The organism is Mycobacterium sp., assembly GCF_040509115.1.
Lineage (GTDB): Bacteria > Actinomycetota > Actinomycetes > Mycobacteriales > Mycobacteriaceae > Mycobacterium.
Genome location: NZ_JBEVLO010000360.1, coordinates 1 through 18,134, shown reverse-complemented (window position 1 = coordinate 18,134; position 18,134 = coordinate 1). Strand labels below are relative to the sequence as shown.

The 18,134-nt window shown below is 65.8% G+C and carries 16 protein-coding genes and 1 pseudogene; 4 read left to right on the top strand and 13 right to left on the bottom strand.

Going from position 1 to position 18,134, the window contains the following annotated elements; translation table 11 throughout:
• From ABW137_RS25300 to ABW137_RS25280, 5 genes and pseudogenes are all read right to left on the bottom strand, one after another.
• Positions 1 to 323, bottom strand: a 323-nt coding sequence (locus ABW137_RS25300) for a RidA family protein (protein ID WP_526404209.1), incomplete at its 3' end; no start/stop codon positions are given.
• 87 nt (positions 324 to 410) lie between these two features.
• On the bottom strand, positions 411 to 1,319 hold the full coding sequence (locus ABW137_RS25295; RefSeq protein WP_526404208.1) for a LysR family transcriptional regulator: 909 nt from the start codon (positions 1,317 to 1,319) through the stop codon (positions 411 to 413).
• 122 nt (positions 1,320 to 1,441) lie between these two features.
• Positions 1,442 to 1,885 (bottom strand): amidase family protein, encoded by a 444-nt coding sequence (locus ABW137_RS25290; protein WP_526404207.1) that lies wholly within the window; start codon positions 1,883 to 1,885, stop codon positions 1,442 to 1,444.
• Between the two features lie 94 nt (positions 1,886 to 1,979).
• Positions 1,980 to 2,567 (bottom strand): annotated as a pseudogene (locus ABW137_RS25285) (amidase); the annotation flags it as partial.
• A gap of 70 nt (positions 2,568 to 2,637) precedes the next feature.
• Positions 2,638 to 3,543: a PhzF family protein gene (locus ABW137_RS25280; protein WP_526404206.1), complete on the bottom strand. Its 906-nt coding sequence runs from the start codon at positions 3,541 to 3,543 to the stop codon at positions 2,638 to 2,640.
• Positions 3,544 to 4,414: 871 nt separating this feature from the next.
• Between ABW137_RS25280 and ABW137_RS25275 the strand changes: the two genes are divergently transcribed.
• The gene (locus ABW137_RS25275) at positions 4,415 to 6,553 is read left to right on the top strand and encodes an acyltransferase family protein (RefSeq protein WP_526404205.1); all 2,139 of its coding nucleotides are present in this window, start codon (positions 4,415 to 4,417) and stop codon (positions 6,551 to 6,553) included.
• Between the two features lie 427 nt (positions 6,554 to 6,980).
• Here the strand turns inward: ABW137_RS25275 and ABW137_RS25270 are convergent, their stop codons facing one another.
• Together ABW137_RS25270 and ABW137_RS25265 are read right to left on the bottom strand one after the other, a co-directional pair.
• Positions 6,981 to 7,487 carry a flavin reductase family protein gene (locus ABW137_RS25270; RefSeq protein ID WP_526404204.1) on the bottom strand — a complete coding sequence of 169 codons (507 nt, stop codon included), beginning with the start codon at positions 7,485 to 7,487 and terminating at the stop codon, positions 6,981 to 6,983.
• Entirely contained in the window at positions 7,484 to 7,969 is a 486-nt protein-coding gene (locus ABW137_RS25265; protein WP_526404203.1) for an NADPH-dependent FMN reductase, read from the bottom strand. The genes ABW137_RS25270 and ABW137_RS25265 overlap by 4 nt, the downstream gene beginning before the upstream one ends.
• Positions 7,970 to 8,239: 270 nt before the next feature.
• On the opposite strand from ABW137_RS25265, the gene ABW137_RS25260 reads away from it, so the two are divergent.
• From ABW137_RS25260 to ABW137_RS25250, 3 genes are all read left to right on the top strand, one after another.
• Positions 8,240 to 10,213 (top strand): dipeptide ABC transporter ATP-binding protein, encoded by a 1,974-nt coding sequence (locus ABW137_RS25260; protein WP_526404202.1) that lies wholly within the window; start codon positions 8,240 to 8,242, stop codon positions 10,211 to 10,213.
• A gap of 142 nt (positions 10,214 to 10,355) precedes the next feature.
• Positions 10,356 to 11,234 carry an ABC transporter permease gene (locus ABW137_RS25255; protein ID WP_526404201.1) on the top strand — a complete coding sequence of 293 codons (879 nt, stop codon included), beginning with the start codon at positions 10,356 to 10,358 and terminating at the stop codon, positions 11,232 to 11,234.
• Entirely contained in the window at positions 11,234 to 12,229 is a 996-nt protein-coding gene (locus tag ABW137_RS25250; protein ID WP_526404200.1) for an ABC transporter permease, read from the top strand. The genes ABW137_RS25255 and ABW137_RS25250 overlap by 1 nt, the downstream gene beginning before the upstream one ends.
• 13 nt (positions 12,230 to 12,242) lie before the next feature.
• Here ABW137_RS25250 and ABW137_RS25245 read toward each other — a convergent pair whose 3' ends face one another.
• The 6 genes from ABW137_RS25245 to ABW137_RS25220 all read right to left on the bottom strand — a co-directional run.
• Positions 12,243 to 13,391 carry an MFS transporter gene (locus tag ABW137_RS25245; RefSeq protein ID WP_526404199.1) on the bottom strand — a complete coding sequence of 383 codons (1,149 nt, stop codon included), beginning with the start codon at positions 13,389 to 13,391 and terminating at the stop codon, positions 12,243 to 12,245.
• The gene (gene ribB, locus ABW137_RS25240; RefSeq protein ID WP_526404198.1) at positions 13,391 to 14,548 is read right to left on the bottom strand and encodes a 3,4-dihydroxy-2-butanone-4-phosphate synthase; all 1,158 of its coding nucleotides are present in this window, start codon (positions 14,546 to 14,548) and stop codon (positions 13,391 to 13,393) included. Before ribB ends, ABW137_RS25245 begins: the two co-directional genes overlap by 1 nt.
• 2 nt (positions 14,549 to 14,550) lie before the next feature.
• Positions 14,551 to 15,843 carry an NtaA/DmoA family FMN-dependent monooxygenase gene (locus ABW137_RS25235; RefSeq protein WP_526404210.1) on the bottom strand — a complete coding sequence of 431 codons (1,293 nt, stop codon included), beginning with the start codon at positions 15,841 to 15,843 and terminating at the stop codon, positions 14,551 to 14,553.
• Positions 15,844 to 15,968: 125 nt separating this feature from the next.
• Positions 15,969 to 16,751: a GntR family transcriptional regulator gene (locus ABW137_RS25230; protein WP_526404197.1), complete on the bottom strand. Its 783-nt coding sequence runs from the start codon at positions 16,749 to 16,751 to the stop codon at positions 15,969 to 15,971.
• Positions 16,752 to 16,916: 165 nt separating this feature from the next.
• A complete protein-coding gene (locus ABW137_RS25225; protein ID WP_526404196.1) occupies positions 16,917 to 17,699 on the bottom strand; it encodes a Rieske (2Fe-2S) protein in 783 nt (260 codons plus the stop codon).
• Positions 17,696 to 18,134: N,N-dimethylformamidase beta subunit family domain-containing protein (locus ABW137_RS25220; protein ID WP_526404195.1), on the bottom strand; the 439-nt coding region annotated here is incomplete at its 5' end. The genes ABW137_RS25220 and ABW137_RS25225, both read right to left, overlap by 4 nt.

Below are 18,134 nucleotides of genomic sequence, written 5' to 3'. Positions count from 1 at the left end.
GGCCAAGTGTCGAACAATATCGCGCTCGCGCTGTCGGCTAGACGAGAGTGATCGGTGAAGTCCGCGTCACACGCCATGTAGACGGTCAGTTGTAATACGCGTTCGACGGCACGTGAGCCGCGGACGGCATCGACGGCGGCGATGGCGTTGCGGGTGGCAAGTTCGATCGCGGCGGTCGCGGCGTCCGAATCGACCTGCGCTCCGATGCGGCCAGAGACTAGCAGTTCCCCCTCGACGCGTGGGGTCATCCCTGCGGTGTACACCAGGTCTCCGTGCGTGACGGCGGTTCGGTAGCTGCCCTGCGGAATGGGTTCGGACGTCATGAGATCGACTCCGCAACACGCTGGATCACCATTTCTTGCCGACACCTCTCAATCCATCAGCTCTTGGACCGCCGCAGTGGTCCGGGGTCAGTCCGCTGGCGGCGTCGGCAGTACTGTCTCGGCTAGTCGCAACACGGCATTGAGCGCGCGGTCCGTGCTGCCGTCGCGCCATGCCATCCGAAGTTGCACCGGTGGGCTCTTATCCTCAAGGCGAATGAACCTCAGGCGAGGGTCGGCAATGCTCTTGCCGACCGAGCCGAAGGTCAGGGTGCAGCCAACGTCCGCCGAGACGAGAGACAGTACCGCCCACAAATTTGGTGCGTACTGAACTACGTTCGGCGGCGCAGCGATCGCATTGATGGAGAGCTCCCGTAGTCGGTCCAGCAACAGCGATCCGGTCTGCACGTCAAGGGAGACAAACGGATCCGTGCCAACCTCGCGAAATGAGATGCTGTCCCGGCCGGCCAGACGGTGCGTCTCCGGCATGGCGACGACTAGCTCGTCGACCGCGATGACGCGGCTAGTGACTCCTGAGGGGATGAAGTTCCACCAGCCGATCGCGAGATCCACATCGCCGCGGGTGAGCATCTGTATCGCCGGCTGGGCGAAGTGCTGGCTGAGAAGTTCGAGCTTGATGCCTGGATAGGTCCGTTTCACCGTGCTGGCCAGGCGGCCGACCAACGCATTGTATGCAGCGCTGCCGTAAGCGATTCGAACACGTCCGATCTCTTCGGTGCCCGCCAGACTTGCAACCACCTCAACTTGTTCGAGGGCGTCTAGTACCGCGCGGGCGGGCTCGATGAGGGCCTCGCCGACCGCGGTCAGCGCTACCTTCCGAGTACTGCGCTCGAATAGAGCCGCACCGAGTCGCTTTTCGAGCTGGCGGATTTTACGACTGACTGGAGGTTGTGCCATGTGGAGTCGCTCTGCCGCGCGGCCGAAGTGCAGCTCATCTGCCACGACGAGGAAGATGCGCAGATCGTCGGGATCCACCATCGATTGATCGTACTTCTGGCACGGTTGCCTGGCTGCGGCGCCGCTCCCAGCGCCAATATTCAGTCGCCCCAAAGGCCGATGGGTTGATCGCCGCGGCAGATCCAGTCCGACCCGATGCAAGTTCAGCCATCTGCGTTGTCTCCCTGCCCTGCCGCAACTCGTCCGCTGAGGGCGAGGAGATCGGCTTCATCGAGTGTCGTGCCCACCACTTGGACGCCCCGCGGCAGGGGCGTGGTGTAGACGGGGACGTTGACCGCTGGAGTACCCAACGCACTGAAGGGTGTGCAGAGACGCAGGAGCGCATCGCCGACAGGCTCGCCACCGACGGTGGTCTGGCCTATGAGGGGCGCCGCCCAGGGGGTCGTGGCCAGCACCAGGGCGTCGACCCCTGCCTCGGCGATGCGACGGCTGAGCTGGCGGCGAAGCAGCCCAACTTGGCGAAGCGCCCTCTCGTAGTCGGCTTCTCGATAGTTCGACTCGAGACGCTCGCGCACCGCTGGCTGGAACCGAGTTGGTGACTGGTGCAGCGCCTCGGCGTACTGCTCGAGCATTTCGTAGCCCACCACTACCGGATAATTCGTCAGGAGGTCTTCGAGTTCTCCCTGCGAGGAGTCCGGCGTGATCAAAGGTGGGCGAAACCGGTACTACGCCCTCGTTGGACAGCGTGCCCAAGGCAGGCATGAGCCCGGCTACCCCACACAGTGCCGCCGGGGCCCGAACACTGCAGCCGGTGTCCGTTCCGATCGCTAGTGGAACCACACCGAGTGCGGTCAGCGCAGCAGATCCCGACGGACTGCCGCCGGTTATCCGATCGGGATCGTGGGGGTTTCGTGCTGGCCCGCTCGCGTTGGTCGATCTTGTTGACCCGTAGGCAAGTTCGTGCAGGTGAGTTTTCGCAACGACAATCGCTCCCCGCGCGCGCAGCCGCGTCACGATGTCGGCGTCTCGGTTGGCGACATCGCGGTCTCCGCCGTAATCGCTGCCAAGACCCGTCGGCATGCCTTCGACGTCGATATTGTCCTTCACCGCCACGGCGATGCCATCGAGCGGTCCCCGACCTCTGCCCGAAGCGATGCGGGCGGTATGCAGTTCTGCCTCGCGCCGGGCCCGATCGTCGTTCCGGGCGCTGACGAGGTTCGCCCAGGGGGTTCCAGCCAAGCTGTCGAGCGATTCGAGTACCTCGTCGACGTGTTCGACGGGCGTCACCTCCCGCGCCGCGATCCGCGCTGATACGACGCGCAAGGACATCGCGGAAGCGGCTGTCCCGCTGCACCTCTGATCTCCCTTGATGTGCGTGTTCGTCTCCTCTGGTGGGCTGCTACACGGCGGGTGCGACATGGTGACGAGACACGGACACGAGGCCGCTTACGGTGATGTCGCTGACGCGATCGTCGCTCCAGGTGCCGGAGACGTCGAGTCTGCTCGGGCGGCCCATCGCCTGGCCTTGGTAGACATGCATCTCGATACTCTGGCGGTCAACGGGCGGCGCGTGCGCGATGAGATAGGCCGCCAAGGCACCAGCGGCGACCCCCGTCGCGGGATCTTCGGGATATCCTGCGCGGACGGGGAATTGGCGCGCAAACCACGATGCAGGCTGCTCCGCGGCCGCAAAGGCGTAGATGCCGGTGGTGTCGAAGCGCTCACAAAGTCGCCAAAGCCGTTCCCAGTCTGGGGCGAGTCCGTGCAGCGTTCGGGCGTCCTTGATCGGCACGATGAGCTTGGGCCGAGACACGCTCACCGATTCGACGGGCCGGGCACTGTCGATCGCGGCAACTGGAACACCCAGCACGGCGGCGACCTGCTCGCGACTGGGGTTGGCAGATGAGAAGGTCGGATCGTGTTGAGTCACGCTGACCCGTTGAACATTCGTCTCACCGACCACGGTTGCACGCTGATACCCGATTCCGACGCGGCCCACTGGGGCTTGCACGTGGTCCACATCCCTTGGCAGGCGACCGCGCTGTGCGAGCAAGGCAACTACCGCAGCCGTCGCGTGGACGCACATCGACATCTCGTGCTCGGGGACGAAGAACCGTAGGCGCGGCACGTCATCCTGCGGCGGGCTGACTACGAACCCGCACTCCTGACCGAAACGGCCAGCTACCGCTTGCATTTCATCCGTGCTGAGTTCGGATGCGTCCAAGACGACCGGGCATGGATTGCCTCCGCCAACGCCATCGGCGAAGACCACCGTGTGCACCACCTCGATATCCGCTTCACTCATCGTCGCCATCCTCTCGTCGATACTCCTGGACACTCCACTGCCAGCTGGTCTCTGTGTCGTCTGGTCCCGCGGGCCGCCACGGGATCGGGTCATGATGCTCGCGGTGGACAGCAGGCCAGCGCGCCTTCTCACCCTTCGCGCGGCGGATTCTTGGCCGTCTCCTTCAGCACGAAGATCGCTGCCGTCAGGGACACGACCGCAAGGACCGATGAACGTACCGATGCCCGCGCCGACTATCGCACCGCGCCCGCGCCGGTCGAGGCCGGGATGAGGGGCTTTCAGGTCGGCCGTCACGACGGCCGCCGGGCCTGCCTCGTGGTGGTCGGAAATTGCCATGTGAATCCTTGTCTCAAAGGCGCATCACTCCGATGCGACTCGTCTCACACTCGCACCGGAGACTCATTCCCGTCCAATACCTAATCGTGTCTCAACTCATGCATCCGTACGCAATAATCACTGGTTTCGACCGCGCAGAGTTGATGCGACGGCGCAGGTCCGAGATCGCGCTGCAGACCTGCTCAGCAGCATGCTTTCCAACGGCCGGTGCCGCGAACGGGACCAGGTATGGGGCGCAGGCTTGCGCTCAAAGAGCGTGAAGATCGGCGTCCGTAGCGCGAATGCCAGCTCCCACGGCGACGAGGCGAGGCCTGGTGGCAGCTCCCGCGACCTGCACGAAGCCTCGCAGATGATGAATAACCCTCTAGCTCAGAATTCTGATCTTGAGAAGAGTTCCCGAAGGGCCCGGCGGCGCTATTAGCATTTCCGCCCCGTATTTCGCCGTCCCGCTGGCAGATGTCCGTTGCTGCGGTAGGGTTCTGGCCAGTTGACTTTGCCAACTGGGGGAAATTCAGATGACACGCACTTTCGCGTTATGACCGCCCCTGAAATGGCTCGTCCAATTAGCGCCGCCGCGAAGCCGGGCCAGCGCCGCGACCTTCAGGGCATGCGCGCCGTCGCGGTATTAGCGGTATTCGCAGACCACCTGTTCGAGTGGCCACCGGGTGGCTTCGTCGGCGTCGACGTGTTCTTCGTCCTCAGTGGGTTCTTCATCACCGGACTCCTCATCAGGGAGAGAACCACTAGTCGAACGTTGTCCTTCCAAAACTTCTACGTCCGCCGGGTAAAGCGCATTCTCCCCTCCGCGATACTCGTGCTCGTCGTGACGGTCCTCGTCTCCTACGTGCTGTTACCTGCGGCGCGGGCGAAGGAGACGCTCGTCGACGCGCTGTGGGCCGCAATTTTCGCGGCGAATTACCGTTTTCAGGCCGTAGGGGCCGACTACTTCCAACAGGACCTGCCTCCGTCACCCCTTCAGCACTACTGGTCATTGTCGATCGAAGAGCAGTTCTACTTCGTTTGGCCGTTCCTGCTCGTGGCGATCTTCGCTCTCACTCGGCGGCACGCACGCACTGGCAAGCCGGGGATCCGCCAGTGGGGACTTTTCGGTGGCATGTTCGGCGTCGTCGCCGCTTCCTTCGGGTGGGCGATGTATTTGACTGCCACGAACCCGAACGCCGCTTACTTCTCCACTTTTGCCCGAGTGTGGGAACTCGGTGTTGGGGCGCTTATCGCAATAGCTGGGCCGTGGCTTATCGGCATCCCTGATGCCATCCGGCCTGCGCTTGCGTACCTCGGTTTGGCCGGCGTTGTCGCGTCCCTATTTCTCATCGACTCGTCTGCTCAATTCCCCGCGCCGTGGGCGGCTTTACCCGTCCTGTCGACAGCGCTGGTGGTGGCGTCGTTCCACGGTGCCGAGGTGCGCGGGATGGCCTTGTTGACCAATCCGGTTGCCCGCTACTTCGGCGACACCAGCTACACCCTGTACCTCTGGCACTGGCCCGTCATCATCCTGCTGCTGGCCGTCGTTCCACGAGGTCCGCTGTTCTACGTCGTCGGCCTGGCGCTCGCGCTGGTGTTGACGGCGGTCACCTACCGCTACTACGAGTCTCCCATCCGAGGGTCGAATTGGTTGCTGGACCGACCTACAGCCAAACGTCACAGGCCGACGATCGGCCTGGCGGGGTGGAGTGGCGTCGCAGCTGTGATGGTCGTGGCTGTGGTGATGTCGATTCTCGGCATCAGGCACAACGAGATGATCGCTGCCGCCAAAGAAATCGATGAGCAGTCGGTGGTCATCGACGTGCCCGCGCCGACCGCGTTGGCGGCCGTGAGTGAATCTCGAGTCGTAACACCTGCGGTGACTCCATTGCCGAACGCGGATCCGTGCTTCGGCGCGCCCGCGATGACCACCCCGAATTGTTCGTTGCGGACCCCCGGCGCGCCACTGAGGCCGTCCCTCGACGACTTCGCCACCAAGGACGGCGGCACACCGACGTGCTGGACGGAGAAGGATCAACCCCTCAACTCGTGTACGTACGGCTATCGAGGGCCCGACGCCACCCGCATCGCACTCGTCGGCGACTCGCATGGATCGAAGGTTCTCGTGGCCCTGGCCCCGTACCTCGAGGTGTACAAGTGGAGGCTCACCACCTACCTCGGGTGGGGGTGTGTGTGGCGGTCACCGCTCGACAGCCCGTGTACGACGACGATGGAAGACATTCAGGAAAAGCTGCTCGCACAGAACTACGACCTCGTTCTCACTACGGCGGCCCGCGACGCCGGGGATCCAGGCGACTTCGTACGTGCGTGGCAGCCCGTCGCCGCCAAGGGAACCCGCATTGCGGTGCTGGCGGACAACCCGGCGGTCAGCGAAGAATCCCTGGCATGTTTGACGCGCGTCAGCTTCGGGGGTGACAAGACCGGAGGCTGCGGAACGCCCCGAGCGGAAGCTCTAGCGCAAGTCGACCCGTTGATATACGCCGCGTCCCGCGTGCCCACGGCGACACTGATCGACCTCACCCCGCACTACTGCAATGCCGACCGTTGTCCGTCGGTCATCGGAAACGCGATCGTCTACTCCGATGTGGGCGGCCACCTCACCGCGACATACATTCGGAGTCTGGCCCCGGCGATCGTGGAAGGGGTTCGGCAAGCGTTGGTTTCGGGTTAGTCCGTCGCGCCAGTGCCGTCCCGCACGGACCACCTTCGAGGACAACGTCGTCGGAAGCGGTGCGTCGAATACCGCGGTCAGCACGATGTGCGCAGTGTTCGGATTCGCGCCGTCGCGCGTGTTCCACGAGTTCCGTTCACGAATCTCGGTGCGCCGCCCGACCCGGTGGGTAGAGCCCTCAGCGGTCACCTGTATCGCGACCGCGCAGTGTTTCGCGATCCCGACTTCTGCCCAGGCGCGGGACAGTGGGGCTGATCGTTCAGTTCCCCTGACGTCGGTAACCATGCTCGTCCGCTCCACGGTCAGCGTCCGAAGACCTACTCCGACTATCAGAAACATGACCAACCTGCCGAAAGGCGCTAGACCACCCCATCGACGCCGCCAAGCAGACCTCACGAGCACGAGTACGCTCGTCCGTCGGCGACGGTCAACGGGCCGTCGGTGCTGCCAACCCGTGAAAGTTGCTGCGGTGGAAGACCATCGGGGTGACGTCGGGATATACCGCCAGCGCGACGATCTCCAGCACGACGATCTCGTGATCGCCGGCCTCGATGCGTTTGAAGGGCGCGCACTCCAGCCAAAGCGTTGACCCGTGAACGAATACCGCGCCGGTTTCGGTGGACGTCCAATCGACGCCGTCGAATCGGTCCCCGGTCTTCGACGCCAGCGACCTCGCCACCGGCCCGTGCTCCTCGGCCAGCACGCTCAGCCCGAGCCGGTCGACCTTGGCCAGCTTCGGCCACGTCGTCGACGTGTTCGCCACGCACACCGACACCAACGGCGGCGCGAGCGAGACCGAGGTGAACGAGCTTGCCGCCATCCCCTCGGCGACCCCGTCGACCACACCGCAGAACGCCGTGACACCGCTGGGGAAGGCACCGAAGGCCTGCCGCAGGAGGATCTCGTCGAACCGGCCGTCGACGGCCGCAATCACGACGACTCCCGCGGGAGATGGCGGCGGGCGATGCCCAGCCACTTCTGCAACTCCGGTGAGGTTTCGTACTCGGTGTCCAGCAGGTACAGGCTCGGCGCGGGACAACTGGCGCCGACTTCGACCAGCACCGGGCGCAACGTCAGCTCGGGAGCGAGTGCGTGCGCGAGAGAACCACCGAGCATCAGCGGGAACGTCGTGATCTGGCCGAGCTCCCCCGCCCCGAATTGGTCGAGGAACAATTTGAGTAGACCGGTGTAGGTGGCCTTGTACGTCGGCGAGGCGACCACCAGGGTGTCGGCCGACTTCACGATCTCCTTGGCCTCGGCCACCTTTGGATCACCCCAGCCAAGCAGACCCGCGCCTAGGTCCACCACGTCGATCACATGCGTGGCAGGCGCGCCGGTCAGCTCCTCGGCCACCAGCTCGGCGGCCGCTCGGGTGCGTGACAGCGGCTTGGGGTTCCCGACGACGACCACCATCATGCGTCCACTCGCAACGAGCTCGATGTTCTCATGGCCCTAGTGAACCGGGATGGAGCGTCGTCGGTCCGGTCCAGCGGTAAAGCTTTGATTGCGCTGCCACCGTCTCCCCCGTCGACCTCTTGGCGCAATGCGATGGAAATCGACGCGTCGTGGAGTCGTCACGGGCGACGGGTTGGCTTCGAGCACACCAGGAAGGCGAACCGCGCCAGCGCCGACCGCGGTATTGCTCGCCGACGCGGAACGCCCCACCGACGACGAGGGTCCGGCCACATGAGTATCGACGCAACAGACTTCGCACCTCCTTCAGTGACCGCCCAGTCCACCCCGCGAGCACGCGTCCGGGACTTGAACGTCACCTTCGAGCGGCGAGGGGTGCCACTGCACGCGCTGCGGGGCGTCAGTCTCGACGTCGAGCCTGGCGAGGTGTTGGCGCTCGTCGGCGAGTCCGGGTCGGGTAAGAGTGTGCTGGGCATGGCGTTGCTCGGGCTGCTCGGCGGGGAACCGGCTCCGGTGATCTCCGGTCAGGCCGAGGTCTGCGGGGTCGACATGGTCGCCGCCAATCCCGCCGAACGGCGGCGCGTCCGCAAGGCCCACCTCGGCGCCGTGTTCCAAGACCCCATGACTTCGCTGGACCCGACGATGCGCGTCGGCAGGCAGATCACCGAGCTGACCGGAGACGCCGCCGAGTCACGGCGGCTACTGGAACTCGTCGGCGTCCCCGACCCCGGTCGACGCATGAAGGCCTTTCCGCACGAACTGTCCGGCGGCCTGCGGCAGCGCGTCATGATCGCGATGGCGGTCGCGGGCAAGCCGGACCTGGTGATCGCCGACGAACCGACGACCGCGCTGGACGTCACCGTGCAGGCGCAGGTGCTGGGCCTGCTTCGCGATCTGTGCACCGAACTGAAGACCTCGTTCATCGTGGTCACCCACGACATCGGGGTGGCCTCCCAGATCGCCGACCGAGTGGCGGTGCTCTACGGCGGCCGATTGGCCGAGATGGGCACGATGGACGAGGTTCTACGGGCCCCGTCGCATCCGTACACCACCGGCTTGCTCAACTCGCGACTGGATCTGGACCTGCCGCTCGGACGCGCGATCAGCGCTCTCGGGGGTCAGCCCCCGGATCCGAGAAGCCACCCAGCCGGGTGTGCCTTTTCCCCGCGCTGTCCGGCCGTGACCGCGGCATGCTCGGACGTCCTTCCCGATCCGACACCGGCGAGAACCCACGCGGGCGTCGCGGCCTGCATCGTGCCGCACGCGACCGCCACGTCGCTGGCCCGGCAGGAGACTCCCCTGTTCGCGCCCATGATCGACCTCGACGACACCGTGCCCGCGGCGCGAATCAACGGGGTGGACAAGCACTTCGGCGTCCGGCGCGGCTTGTTCGGCAGGGACGACCTGCACGCGCTGCGGCACGTCATTCTCGACGTCGCCCCTGGCGAATCCATCGCCGTGGTCGGCGAATCCGGTTCGGGCAAGTCGACGTTGCTGCGGGTGGTCGCCGGCCTGATGGAGCCCGATGGCGGGACCGTGAAGTACGTCGGTGAGCGGCCGCAGATGGTGTTTCAGGACGCCGGCGCCTCGCTGACACCCTGGATGTCGGTGGGCGAGCTCGTGGGCGAACGGCTGTTGCGGACGACGGACCGCGGCGAACGCCGAGAACGCGTCGACGCCGCCCTGCGTCAGGTCGGCCTGCCGCCCGACGTCGCCGACGTCAAGGCGTCCGCCCTGTCCGGCGGCCAGCGTCAGCGGGTGGCCTTCGCCCGCGCGATCATCGTTCCCCCACGCCTGCTGCTCTGCGACGAACCGACCTCGGCGCTCGACGCGTCGTTGGCGGCGTCGGTGCTCAACCTGCTGCAGGAGTTACGTCGCGAATTGGGCATGGCCGTCATGTTCGTCACCCACGACCTTGCGGCGGCGCGCTTCATCGCCGATCGCATCGCCGTCATGTACCTCGGTCAAATCGTCGAGCTGGCGCCGACCGAGGCCCTGATCAACGACCCGAAACATCCTTACACCAAGGCCCTTTTGGCGGCCGTGCCGAGTCCGGGCACCAATCCCGTGCGGTTGCCAGGGGAGCCGGCGAGTCCGCTCTCGATCCCGTCCGGCTGTTCGTTCCACCCCCGTTGCACCGAACGGGTCGACGCCTGCCGCAGCGAGGCGACGAACCTGCTGTCGGTCGACGACACCACCAGGCACCTGGCGTCGTGTCTGCTCACCAACGGTCAGCTCATGCGTTGAACCAATCGGCCGCGGCGGCGTCAGAGCGGGGCGCAATTCCCTGGCAACACAACCGAACCGGTGACGACATCCAAGAGCCGTCTACTCGGTGCAGGGGTGCGGCGCTGACGCCGACCAACTCCATCGTCGACAAGGAGCACCATTGGCCATCGCGGAGTTCTACGTCTCCAACGACCTGGGCCGCCATCGACGTCGAATGGGCTTGGCGACGCGGCAGTACTTCCAGGGCGCATCGGTCCCCAGCTATGTGTCGTTCGGCGCGCTGGCGGTGCTGTGCTTGGTCGCAGTCTTCGCCACCCAGCTCGCGCCCTTCGATCCCCTCACCGCGGTGGGCAAGCCGATGACGGCCCCCAACGCAGCGAACCCGTTCGGCACCGACACCGTCGGACGTGACGTCCTCAGTCGGGTGCTGTGCGGTATGCAGACCAGTTGGTTCGGCGCGCTGGCCGTCGTCGGGTTCTCGGTGGTGTTCGGTGGCCTCATCGGGCTGGTGGCCGGAGCGGCCGGCGGGTGGTTCGACGCGCTGCTGATGCGGATGACAGACGCGTTCCTCGCGCTGCCCGGCCCCATTCTCGCGCTGGCCGTAGTGGCCGCCCTCGGTCGGTCCTACACCCACACCTTGATCGGCGTGGCGATCGTGTGGTGGCCGTTGTACACCCGAATCGTGCGATCGGAGGTACGAAAGCTGAGGGCCTCACCGCACATGGAGGCGGCACGCGTTGGCGGGGTGAGCTGGTGGCGGCTGCTGCGCCGACACCTGCTGCCCGGGGCCGTCCCCGTGACGATCGTGACCGCGAGCCTGGACATCGCGGCGCTGGTCCTCATGTTGTCCAGCCTGTCCTTCCTGGGGCTCGGTGCCCCGCAGCCGGCTCCGGAACTGGGATCCATGAGCGCGCAGGGCATCACGTACATCTTCAGCGCCTGGTGGATCCCGATCATGCCGGCGGCCGCGGTGGCGCTCGTCGCGATCGTCGCCAACTTCGCCGGCGATGCCATCCGCGACCGCATCCGGGACCGCTGATGCTGACCATCCTGCCTCGCCGCCTGCTCGGCGCGATCCCCGTCCTCCTGGTCCTCATCGTCGCGGTGTTCACCCTGCAACAGGTGGCACCGGTCGATCCGGTCGCCGCTCTGGTTGGCGCGAAGGCGCCACCGGAGGTGTACGCCGCCGCGCGGCATGAGCTGGGGTACGACCAACCGTTGCCCATGCAGTTCTGGCACTACCTTGTGAATGCGCTGCAGGGCGATCTCGGCCAGTCCAGCCTGACGCGCACACCGGTGCTCTCCGACATCGCGAAGTATCTCCCCGTGACGCTCGAATTGTTGTTCGTCGCAATGATCTTCACCGTCGTCATCGGCGCCTTTCTCGGACTGGCGACCGCGCAGGGCTGGCGGGGTGCCGGAGCGCTGCGGGTGTTGATGATCTCCGGCGCATCCGTTCCGGTCTTCCTCGTCTGCCTGCTGGGAATGCTGCTGTTCTACCGGTACCTGAACATCCTGCCCGTCACCGGAACGACAGCCTACTTCGACGCCCCGGCCGGTCCCACGGGCTTCCTGCTCGTCGACAGTCTGCTCGCGGGACGGCCCGAACTGTTCGTCGACGATCTCTACCACCTGATTCTGCCGGCGTTTTGCTTGGCACTGACCCCAGCGGTCGCCGTGGGGCGGGTCCTGCGCAGCAGCCTCGAGACCACGATGCGCGGCGATCACATTCGCACGGTGCGGGCAAAGGGCTTGAGCGAGAATCGGATTCTGTTCATGCACACGCTGCGCAACTCCCTGGGGCCGGTGCTCGCGCTGATGGGTCTGCAGATCGCGGTGATGGTCGGCAACTGCATCCTCGTCGAGTTGATCTTCGCCCGTCCGGGTATCGGCCTGTACATCGCCCGCGCCATCGACAAGGCCGACTTCAACGCGATCGCCGGGGTGACGCTGGTGGTCGGTGCGCTGTACGTGGTCACCAACATCGTCGTGGATGCGCTGCAATCAGTCGCCGATCCCCGCGTCGCACACTGAGCATGGGAGTGAGTCATGTTGGGATGGAACGCTGCCCGACGATGCGTGTGAGCAGTGCACTGGCAGCCAAGACGAGCGCGATGAACCCGAACAGGACCAGGCTGCCGACGTGAGCGCCGAGCACCGCACATCCGGCCGACCCCGCCAGAAAACCCACGCCGGCCGAGATCCGGAACTGTGCCAGCCCAGCGGAGGATTCGCCGACACACGCCACCACCAGCAAGGGAAGGCTAACGGTCGCCCCGGCGAGGCTGACACCAAAGAGCGCGGAGGCCATCAGGTACATCCCCTCCCCCGACGTCAGTGCGAGCATCGCTGCACACACGATGCCCAACCCGAACGACGCGCCCAGGATGGATACCACCGCGTCGCCACGGACGAAGCGGTAGGCGATCGTGAGCACCACGATCTCGACACCGGACATTAGCGCGATGGCAATCGAAATCGTGAGGATGGAGTACCCGCGCGCAGCACCAGCGAGTGGAAGCGCGGTCAGTAGCACGCCCCCTCTCAAGAAGTCCCCACTCATGGCCAACACGAGTGCCGCACGGTTGGCAGGCGTACTGATCAGGCGCGGCAGCCCTAGTCGTGGAGGTGAGACATTGGCCGGCGGAGCCAATCTTGGCAAGGCGATGGCCAGGCAGGCGGCCACGACCAACGTCAGCGCTCCCGTGACGACGAACGCAGTCTGATAACCGAGTCGCCCGTCGATCAACCCGGCCGCCAGCAGACCACCGGGCGCACCGATGGCTCCCCCGAAAAGCAAGGCGGCATTGAACCGCCCGAGTGCATGGGCGAGATCGACGCCGACCGGGCGAACGCGCACGGCCGCCTGGAGACCGGCACCGAGAACCGTTCCAGCGCCGACGCCCTGCATCACCCGCGAGGCCATCAAGAGGGCGCGGTCGGTCGTCAATCCCATGCCGATGGACGCGACGCCGAAGAGAATAAGTCCAACGGTGAGGGCGAACCGCGCGTCGAGTCCCGGTACGAATCGTGTGCCGAACACGTCGACGACGATCATGCCGGCCGCCGCGGCCAGCATGAAGCTGCCGATGAGCAGCCCAGAGCGCAAGTATTCCCTGGCGAAGACCACTTCCAGGGGTGCGGTGAGACTCATCGCCACCCCGCCGGTCACCATCAGGGGCAGGAACCAGCGCATCAGCTCGTCGACATGCTCGGCAGGCGCTTCGTGCCCGTGACCTCGAGACCGAAGGCGTCCAACCCGATTCGCTTCACCGGACTGTTCGTCATCAGCCTCATCCGCCGTACGCCGAGGTCCGCCAGGATCTGCGCGCCGACGCCGTAGTCCCGCCGGTCTGGGGCCTCTGCCCCTTCCGGATTCGACGCCGATCCAGCCAGCAACCCTCGACAGCTACCCTTGCACCCGCGCAGGTAGACGACGACGCCACGACCCTCGTCGGCGATCATCTGAAGTGCGCTGTCCAGCCTGTCGCCGCAATCACACAGCCGGGATCCAAAGGCGTTGCCCAGCAGACACTCCGAGTGCACGCGGACGAGTATCGGCGACGCGCCATGGTCGGCAGGGTCGCCCATCACCAGCGCGATGTGTTCACGATCGTCGAGGACCGAACGAAAACCGTGGACGCGGAACTCGCCGAACCGTGTCGGGAGGCGAGTAGCCGCCTTGAACTCGACCAGTTGTTCCGTGCGCCGCCGATAGGCGATCAACTCGGCCATCCCCACGACCGGCACGCGGTGCGCGGCAACGAACGCGCGTAGACGGTTCCCCTTGGCGACTTCGCCGTCATCGTCCACCACGCCCCCGAGGACTGCCGCGGGGGGCAACCCGGCCATCCGCACCAGGTCGACGGCCGCCTCTGCGTGTCCCGCCCTGCGAAGCACACCGCCGTCTACCGTCCGCAGCGGAAACACGTGGCCCGGCCGACTCAGATCCTGGGGCTGGGTCTGCGCGTCGGCCAGCAGCGAGATCGTCCGGGACCGGTCCGTCGCGGAGTTGCCGCTGGCAATACCGGCCCTGGCATTCACCGACACGGTGTGTGCAGCGCTGTGGGGATGCTCACCGGTCGCGACCATGGGCGGCAGACACAGTCGATCCAAGTCCGACGCCGGCATCGGGACGCACAGGATTCCACCGGTGTGACGCATCATGAACGCCACCCGCTGCGGGGTGGCATGGGCAGCGGCGATCACGAGATCGCCCTCGTCGGAATCACTTTCGTCGTCCACCACGACCACCATGTGCCCGATGCTCAAGGCGTGCACGGCAGCGTCGACGGGCGCCGACACCATGACGTCGGCGTCAGGCGTGCGCCATCGCGTACCGATCATGGTCATGCTCAAAACTCGCGGAGTGTGTCGCGAAGCGTGGTGGTCGTGTAGTCGGCGCGGGTGAGCCCCAGCTTCTGCAATTCGGGTACCAGGCCGTCGGTGATCTCGGTGACGTAGCGACGGTTCAGTCGCATCACCGGGCTGGTGACCAGGAAGCCGTCACCTCCCACCTCCTCCATCACCTCGCCCATCTCCCTGGCCACTTCCGCAGGCGTGCCGACGAATTCGATGCTGCTGGAAATGCCGCTGCCGGTCACGATCTGACGCAGGGTCTTACCCGCTCCCCGGGAGACGAAGTCCTCGAGCGACCCCCGCTCGCCGTTGGTCGTCATGCCCGAGGGCAACGGTTCGTCGAGCGCGAACTGAGCGAAGTCGATCTCGGTCACCGAGGAGATCTCGGCCAACATGTACTCGACGTAGAGAGGATCGTTCAGCCACCTGTCCCGCTTGGCCAGTGCCTCGTCGCGGGTGTCGGCAACGATCGGAGAGACGAGGTAGAGCAGCTTGCAGTCCGAGGGATCGCGGCCGTGAGCCCTCATCCGGGCGTGGATGTCATCCCGGTACGCCTTCATAGCCACGGGCCCATTGGCAGGGGCGACGATCGTGTCGGCATGCCGTGCGGCCAACTCCCGGCCCGGCGGCGACGCACCAGCCTGTGCGATGGTCGGCCGGTACTGCGGGGAGGGCGCGGTGTTCAGCGGGCCACGGGACCTGTAGTACTTCCCCTCGAAGTCGATCGTGTGAACCTTCTCGTAGTTGGCGTAAGTGCCCGTCAGATGGTCACGTTCGACGGCGTCGGGTTCCCACGACTCCCACAGCTGGGAGATCAGGTCGAGATACTCGGTGGCGCGCGCGTACCGATCGTCGTGCTCGTAGAGCTTGTCCAAACCGAAGTTCTGCGCCGAGCGATCCTCCGCGGAGGTGACGACGTTCAGGCCGAAGCGCCCGCGAGCGATGTGATCGATCGTGCTGGCCAACCTTGCCAAGAGGAACGGCGGGTAGAAGCTGGTCGACATGGTGGGGACGACACCGATACGGCGGGTGGCGGCGGCCATCAACACCGCAAGCGGAACCGGGTCGTGCTTGGGGTTCACGCCGTGCTTGAGGTCGTACTCCATCGTGCCGCCGTAAGCGGTCGACACCATCAACTTGTCCTCGATCAGGATGTAGTCGAACTTCGCCCGCTCGAGATTGCGCGCCACGTCGACGTAGAAGTCGCCGGTGAAGTCGCGCCCACCGTCACCCCAGTTGCCATTCCATTCGTCGGCAACGAAGTTCAAGAACCACCCCAGATGGAACATCGTGGTCACACCTTCCTTTCGCCTTCCAGCCAAGTCGGCGCCCATTACTCGGCGGTGTCTCGCCGGTACCGGCACCATTGCGCCGCGGTTTACTCGGCGCCACCGTGGCGCCGCGTCGCGACGATCTAACTCGCACGGAAGGGTGTGGCCGTCAACGCAACTCGATCACCTCTCACGCGGATCTGAGAGAGCGCGCGCGGTTGTCCGTCCTGGTCGACGATGACGTCGTCGGCGCACAGCATCGGTGCACCGACCTGCACTCCGACCAGCGCTGCGGTCTGCTCGTCGGCGGCGACGGTGCTGATGGTGCAGTCGCTGCCCCGGATACACACTCCCAGATGCCGTTCCAGGATCCGGATGACGTCGGGCTCGTCGGTCCCGATGTCCGTGGACTGCCCCTCGCCCAGCGCAATGTAGTTGACCTGGATCCCCACTGGGAGGTCGTTCTGCAGCATCAGGCTCTCCACCATTAGCACGGTCCATCCGTCGGGCAAGCGCAAGCGGTCGCGGACGAGTGGCGGACATCCAAGCGAGCGGCATTCCAGCAGTCGCGCTTCGAAGGGGTCGAGTTTGTCGACGGGCAACAGAAGCAGGTCGGTGGCGCGCGTCCCGTTCTTGGTCTCTCGGGTGACGAAGCCCTCGCGAGCGAGCTGCTGTAGTACCGCCCGGACGGTATTGCGACTGGCGGACAAACCGACCACCAGATCTCGTTCCTCGAGGACCATGCTCTTGCCGGTGCGGACCAACGTCGAGCGGAGCAGGTCGTAGGTGCGGCGCGCAGAGTTGTTCAACCGGTCGGGTGTTTCCCGTTGGCGCTGGTAGAGCACTTCCGGACGAATCTTCCCGGCCGGGTGGACCCGTCGCCGGGGACCTGCTCCAAACTGACGGGCGGGTTCGTGCGTCGACACCAGAATCACTCCTTCTCACGCGTGGCGGGACATTGGTGCGCGGGAACGACCGTGACCATTACCTCGATCCCAAACGCGACTCCAGTCTGAACCACAGTCTGTTTCGGTTGAGGTCGCTGGGTAACCTTCCTGTTAATCAACGTCGCGGCGACGGGCGCGACCGAGTCACGACGACAGCAGTCGACCGACTGACCGCGGATCGATGGCACAGGGGCCATCCGAGGTCGACAGCGCCCACACCAACGCGCTTCGGGTACTGCCGGACGGACGGCTGAGTACGGCCAAGGTCGCACTCCCCCGACGCACCACGGCGACGTTCGGGGCCACCGCAGTGACGTCGACGTCGACGCACGAAGGTCCGAGATCCGCGGCCAGGCCCGCCGCGGCAAGCGACGCCGCACGCATCGGGCTGACGAGCCAGTTCGCGGGGGCCTGCAGCTGACCGATCGCGACCACTCGACCGTCGTCGAGATTCACGTCGGCGGGTATCGGCAGCGGCGGCGGATCGGTCATCGTTACGATCACGAACATGACCGAACCCCATTGGGCGAGAGGCAATGCCACCGTCCTGCGGCCGTCACCGACGAAACCGGCCCTCGCTGCCCCGGTGGGATCGTTGGTGCCGTCGAGCACGCCACCGTCCTCGCTGAACGCGCACGACACCTGGGGGCACCGCACGTTTCGGGTGCTGCCGCAGTGCACCGGAATCGACATGCACCCACCGAACGGTCGGGCGTTGATCGCGGCCGCGAGACCGTCGTCAGTGCGCCGCACGTGCGCGCCGTGATGCCCGATCGTCGCCGGCAGCACCGCCCCGACCTCGGCCAGTTGCTCGGCGAAGCCAACCCCGACCCACGTCCCCGTCCAGTCGGTGCCGTCCGCGGAAGGGTGTCGACTCGTGGCCGACGGCCGCAGCAGCACATCCTGCGGCGGACGAGTCGAACTCATCGGCCGTCGACGTCTGCCGGCAGGTGATAGTTGAGCGCCGGCGTCGACTCGAATCGCCCGCGCGAGCGGATCTCGGATCGATCCGGGGCCGGCAGCGGACCATCCTGCATGAAGTGGTCCAGTACGTTGCCGGTCAGCGTCGAGATGTTGTTGTCGTAGCCGTCGTGAGACAGGCTGCCGCAGTAGGAGATCGAGCTGAACGACCACACCGCACCACCGTTGGGCGTCTCGTGGAACGCCATGTCGGCGCGGATCCTCGGATTCTGGGTCCCGGTGTGCCCGGGGGCGTTGGTCAGTATCAATTCCGTCACCGTGAGATAGGCATCGGTGTGCAGTCCGGCCGACGTCGCCACCAGCAGGGTATGGGGCGGCGAACCGAGTGTGGTGTCGACGTTGTCGAGTTCGGCACCGGCCGCCCCGCCGCCGACCAGCCCG

Bases quoted from the DNA above. Each gene is read 5' to 3' on its own strand.
- ABW137_RS25295 (WP_526404208.1), bottom strand. From the start codon at position 1,319: ATGGTGGATCCCGACGATCTGCGCATCTTCCTCGTCGTGGCAGATGAG.
- ABW137_RS25275 (WP_526404205.1), top strand. From the start codon at position 4,415: ATGACCGCCCCTGAAATGGCTCGTCCAATTAGCGCCGCCGCGAAGCCG.
- ABW137_RS25250 (WP_526404200.1), top strand. From the start codon at position 11,234: ATGCTGACCATCCTGCCTCGCCGCCTGCTCGGCGCGATCCCCGTCCTC.
- ABW137_RS25280 (WP_526404206.1), bottom strand. From the start codon at position 3,543: ATGAGTGAAGCGGATATCGAGGTGGTGCACACGGTGGTCTTCGCCGAT.
- ABW137_RS25245 (WP_526404199.1), bottom strand. From the start codon at position 13,391: ATGCGCTGGTTCCTGCCCCTGATGGTGACCGGCGGGGTGGCGATGAGT.
- ABW137_RS25260 (WP_526404202.1), top strand. From the start codon at position 8,240: ATGAGTATCGACGCAACAGACTTCGCACCTCCTTCAGTGACCGCCCAG.
- ABW137_RS25225 (WP_526404196.1), bottom strand. From the start codon at position 17,699: ATGAGTTCGACTCGTCCGCCGCAGGATGTGCTGCTGCGGCCGTCGGCC.
- ribB (WP_526404198.1), bottom strand. From the start codon at position 14,548: ATGACCATGATCGGTACGCGATGGCGCACGCCTGACGCCGACGTCATG.
- ABW137_RS25265 (WP_526404203.1), bottom strand. From the start codon at position 7,969: ATGATGGTGGTCGTCGTCGGGAACCCCAAGCCGCTGTCACGCACCCGA.
- ABW137_RS25235 (WP_526404210.1), bottom strand. From the start codon at position 15,843: ATGTTCCATCTGGGGTGGTTCTTGAACTTCGTTGCCGACGAATGGAAT.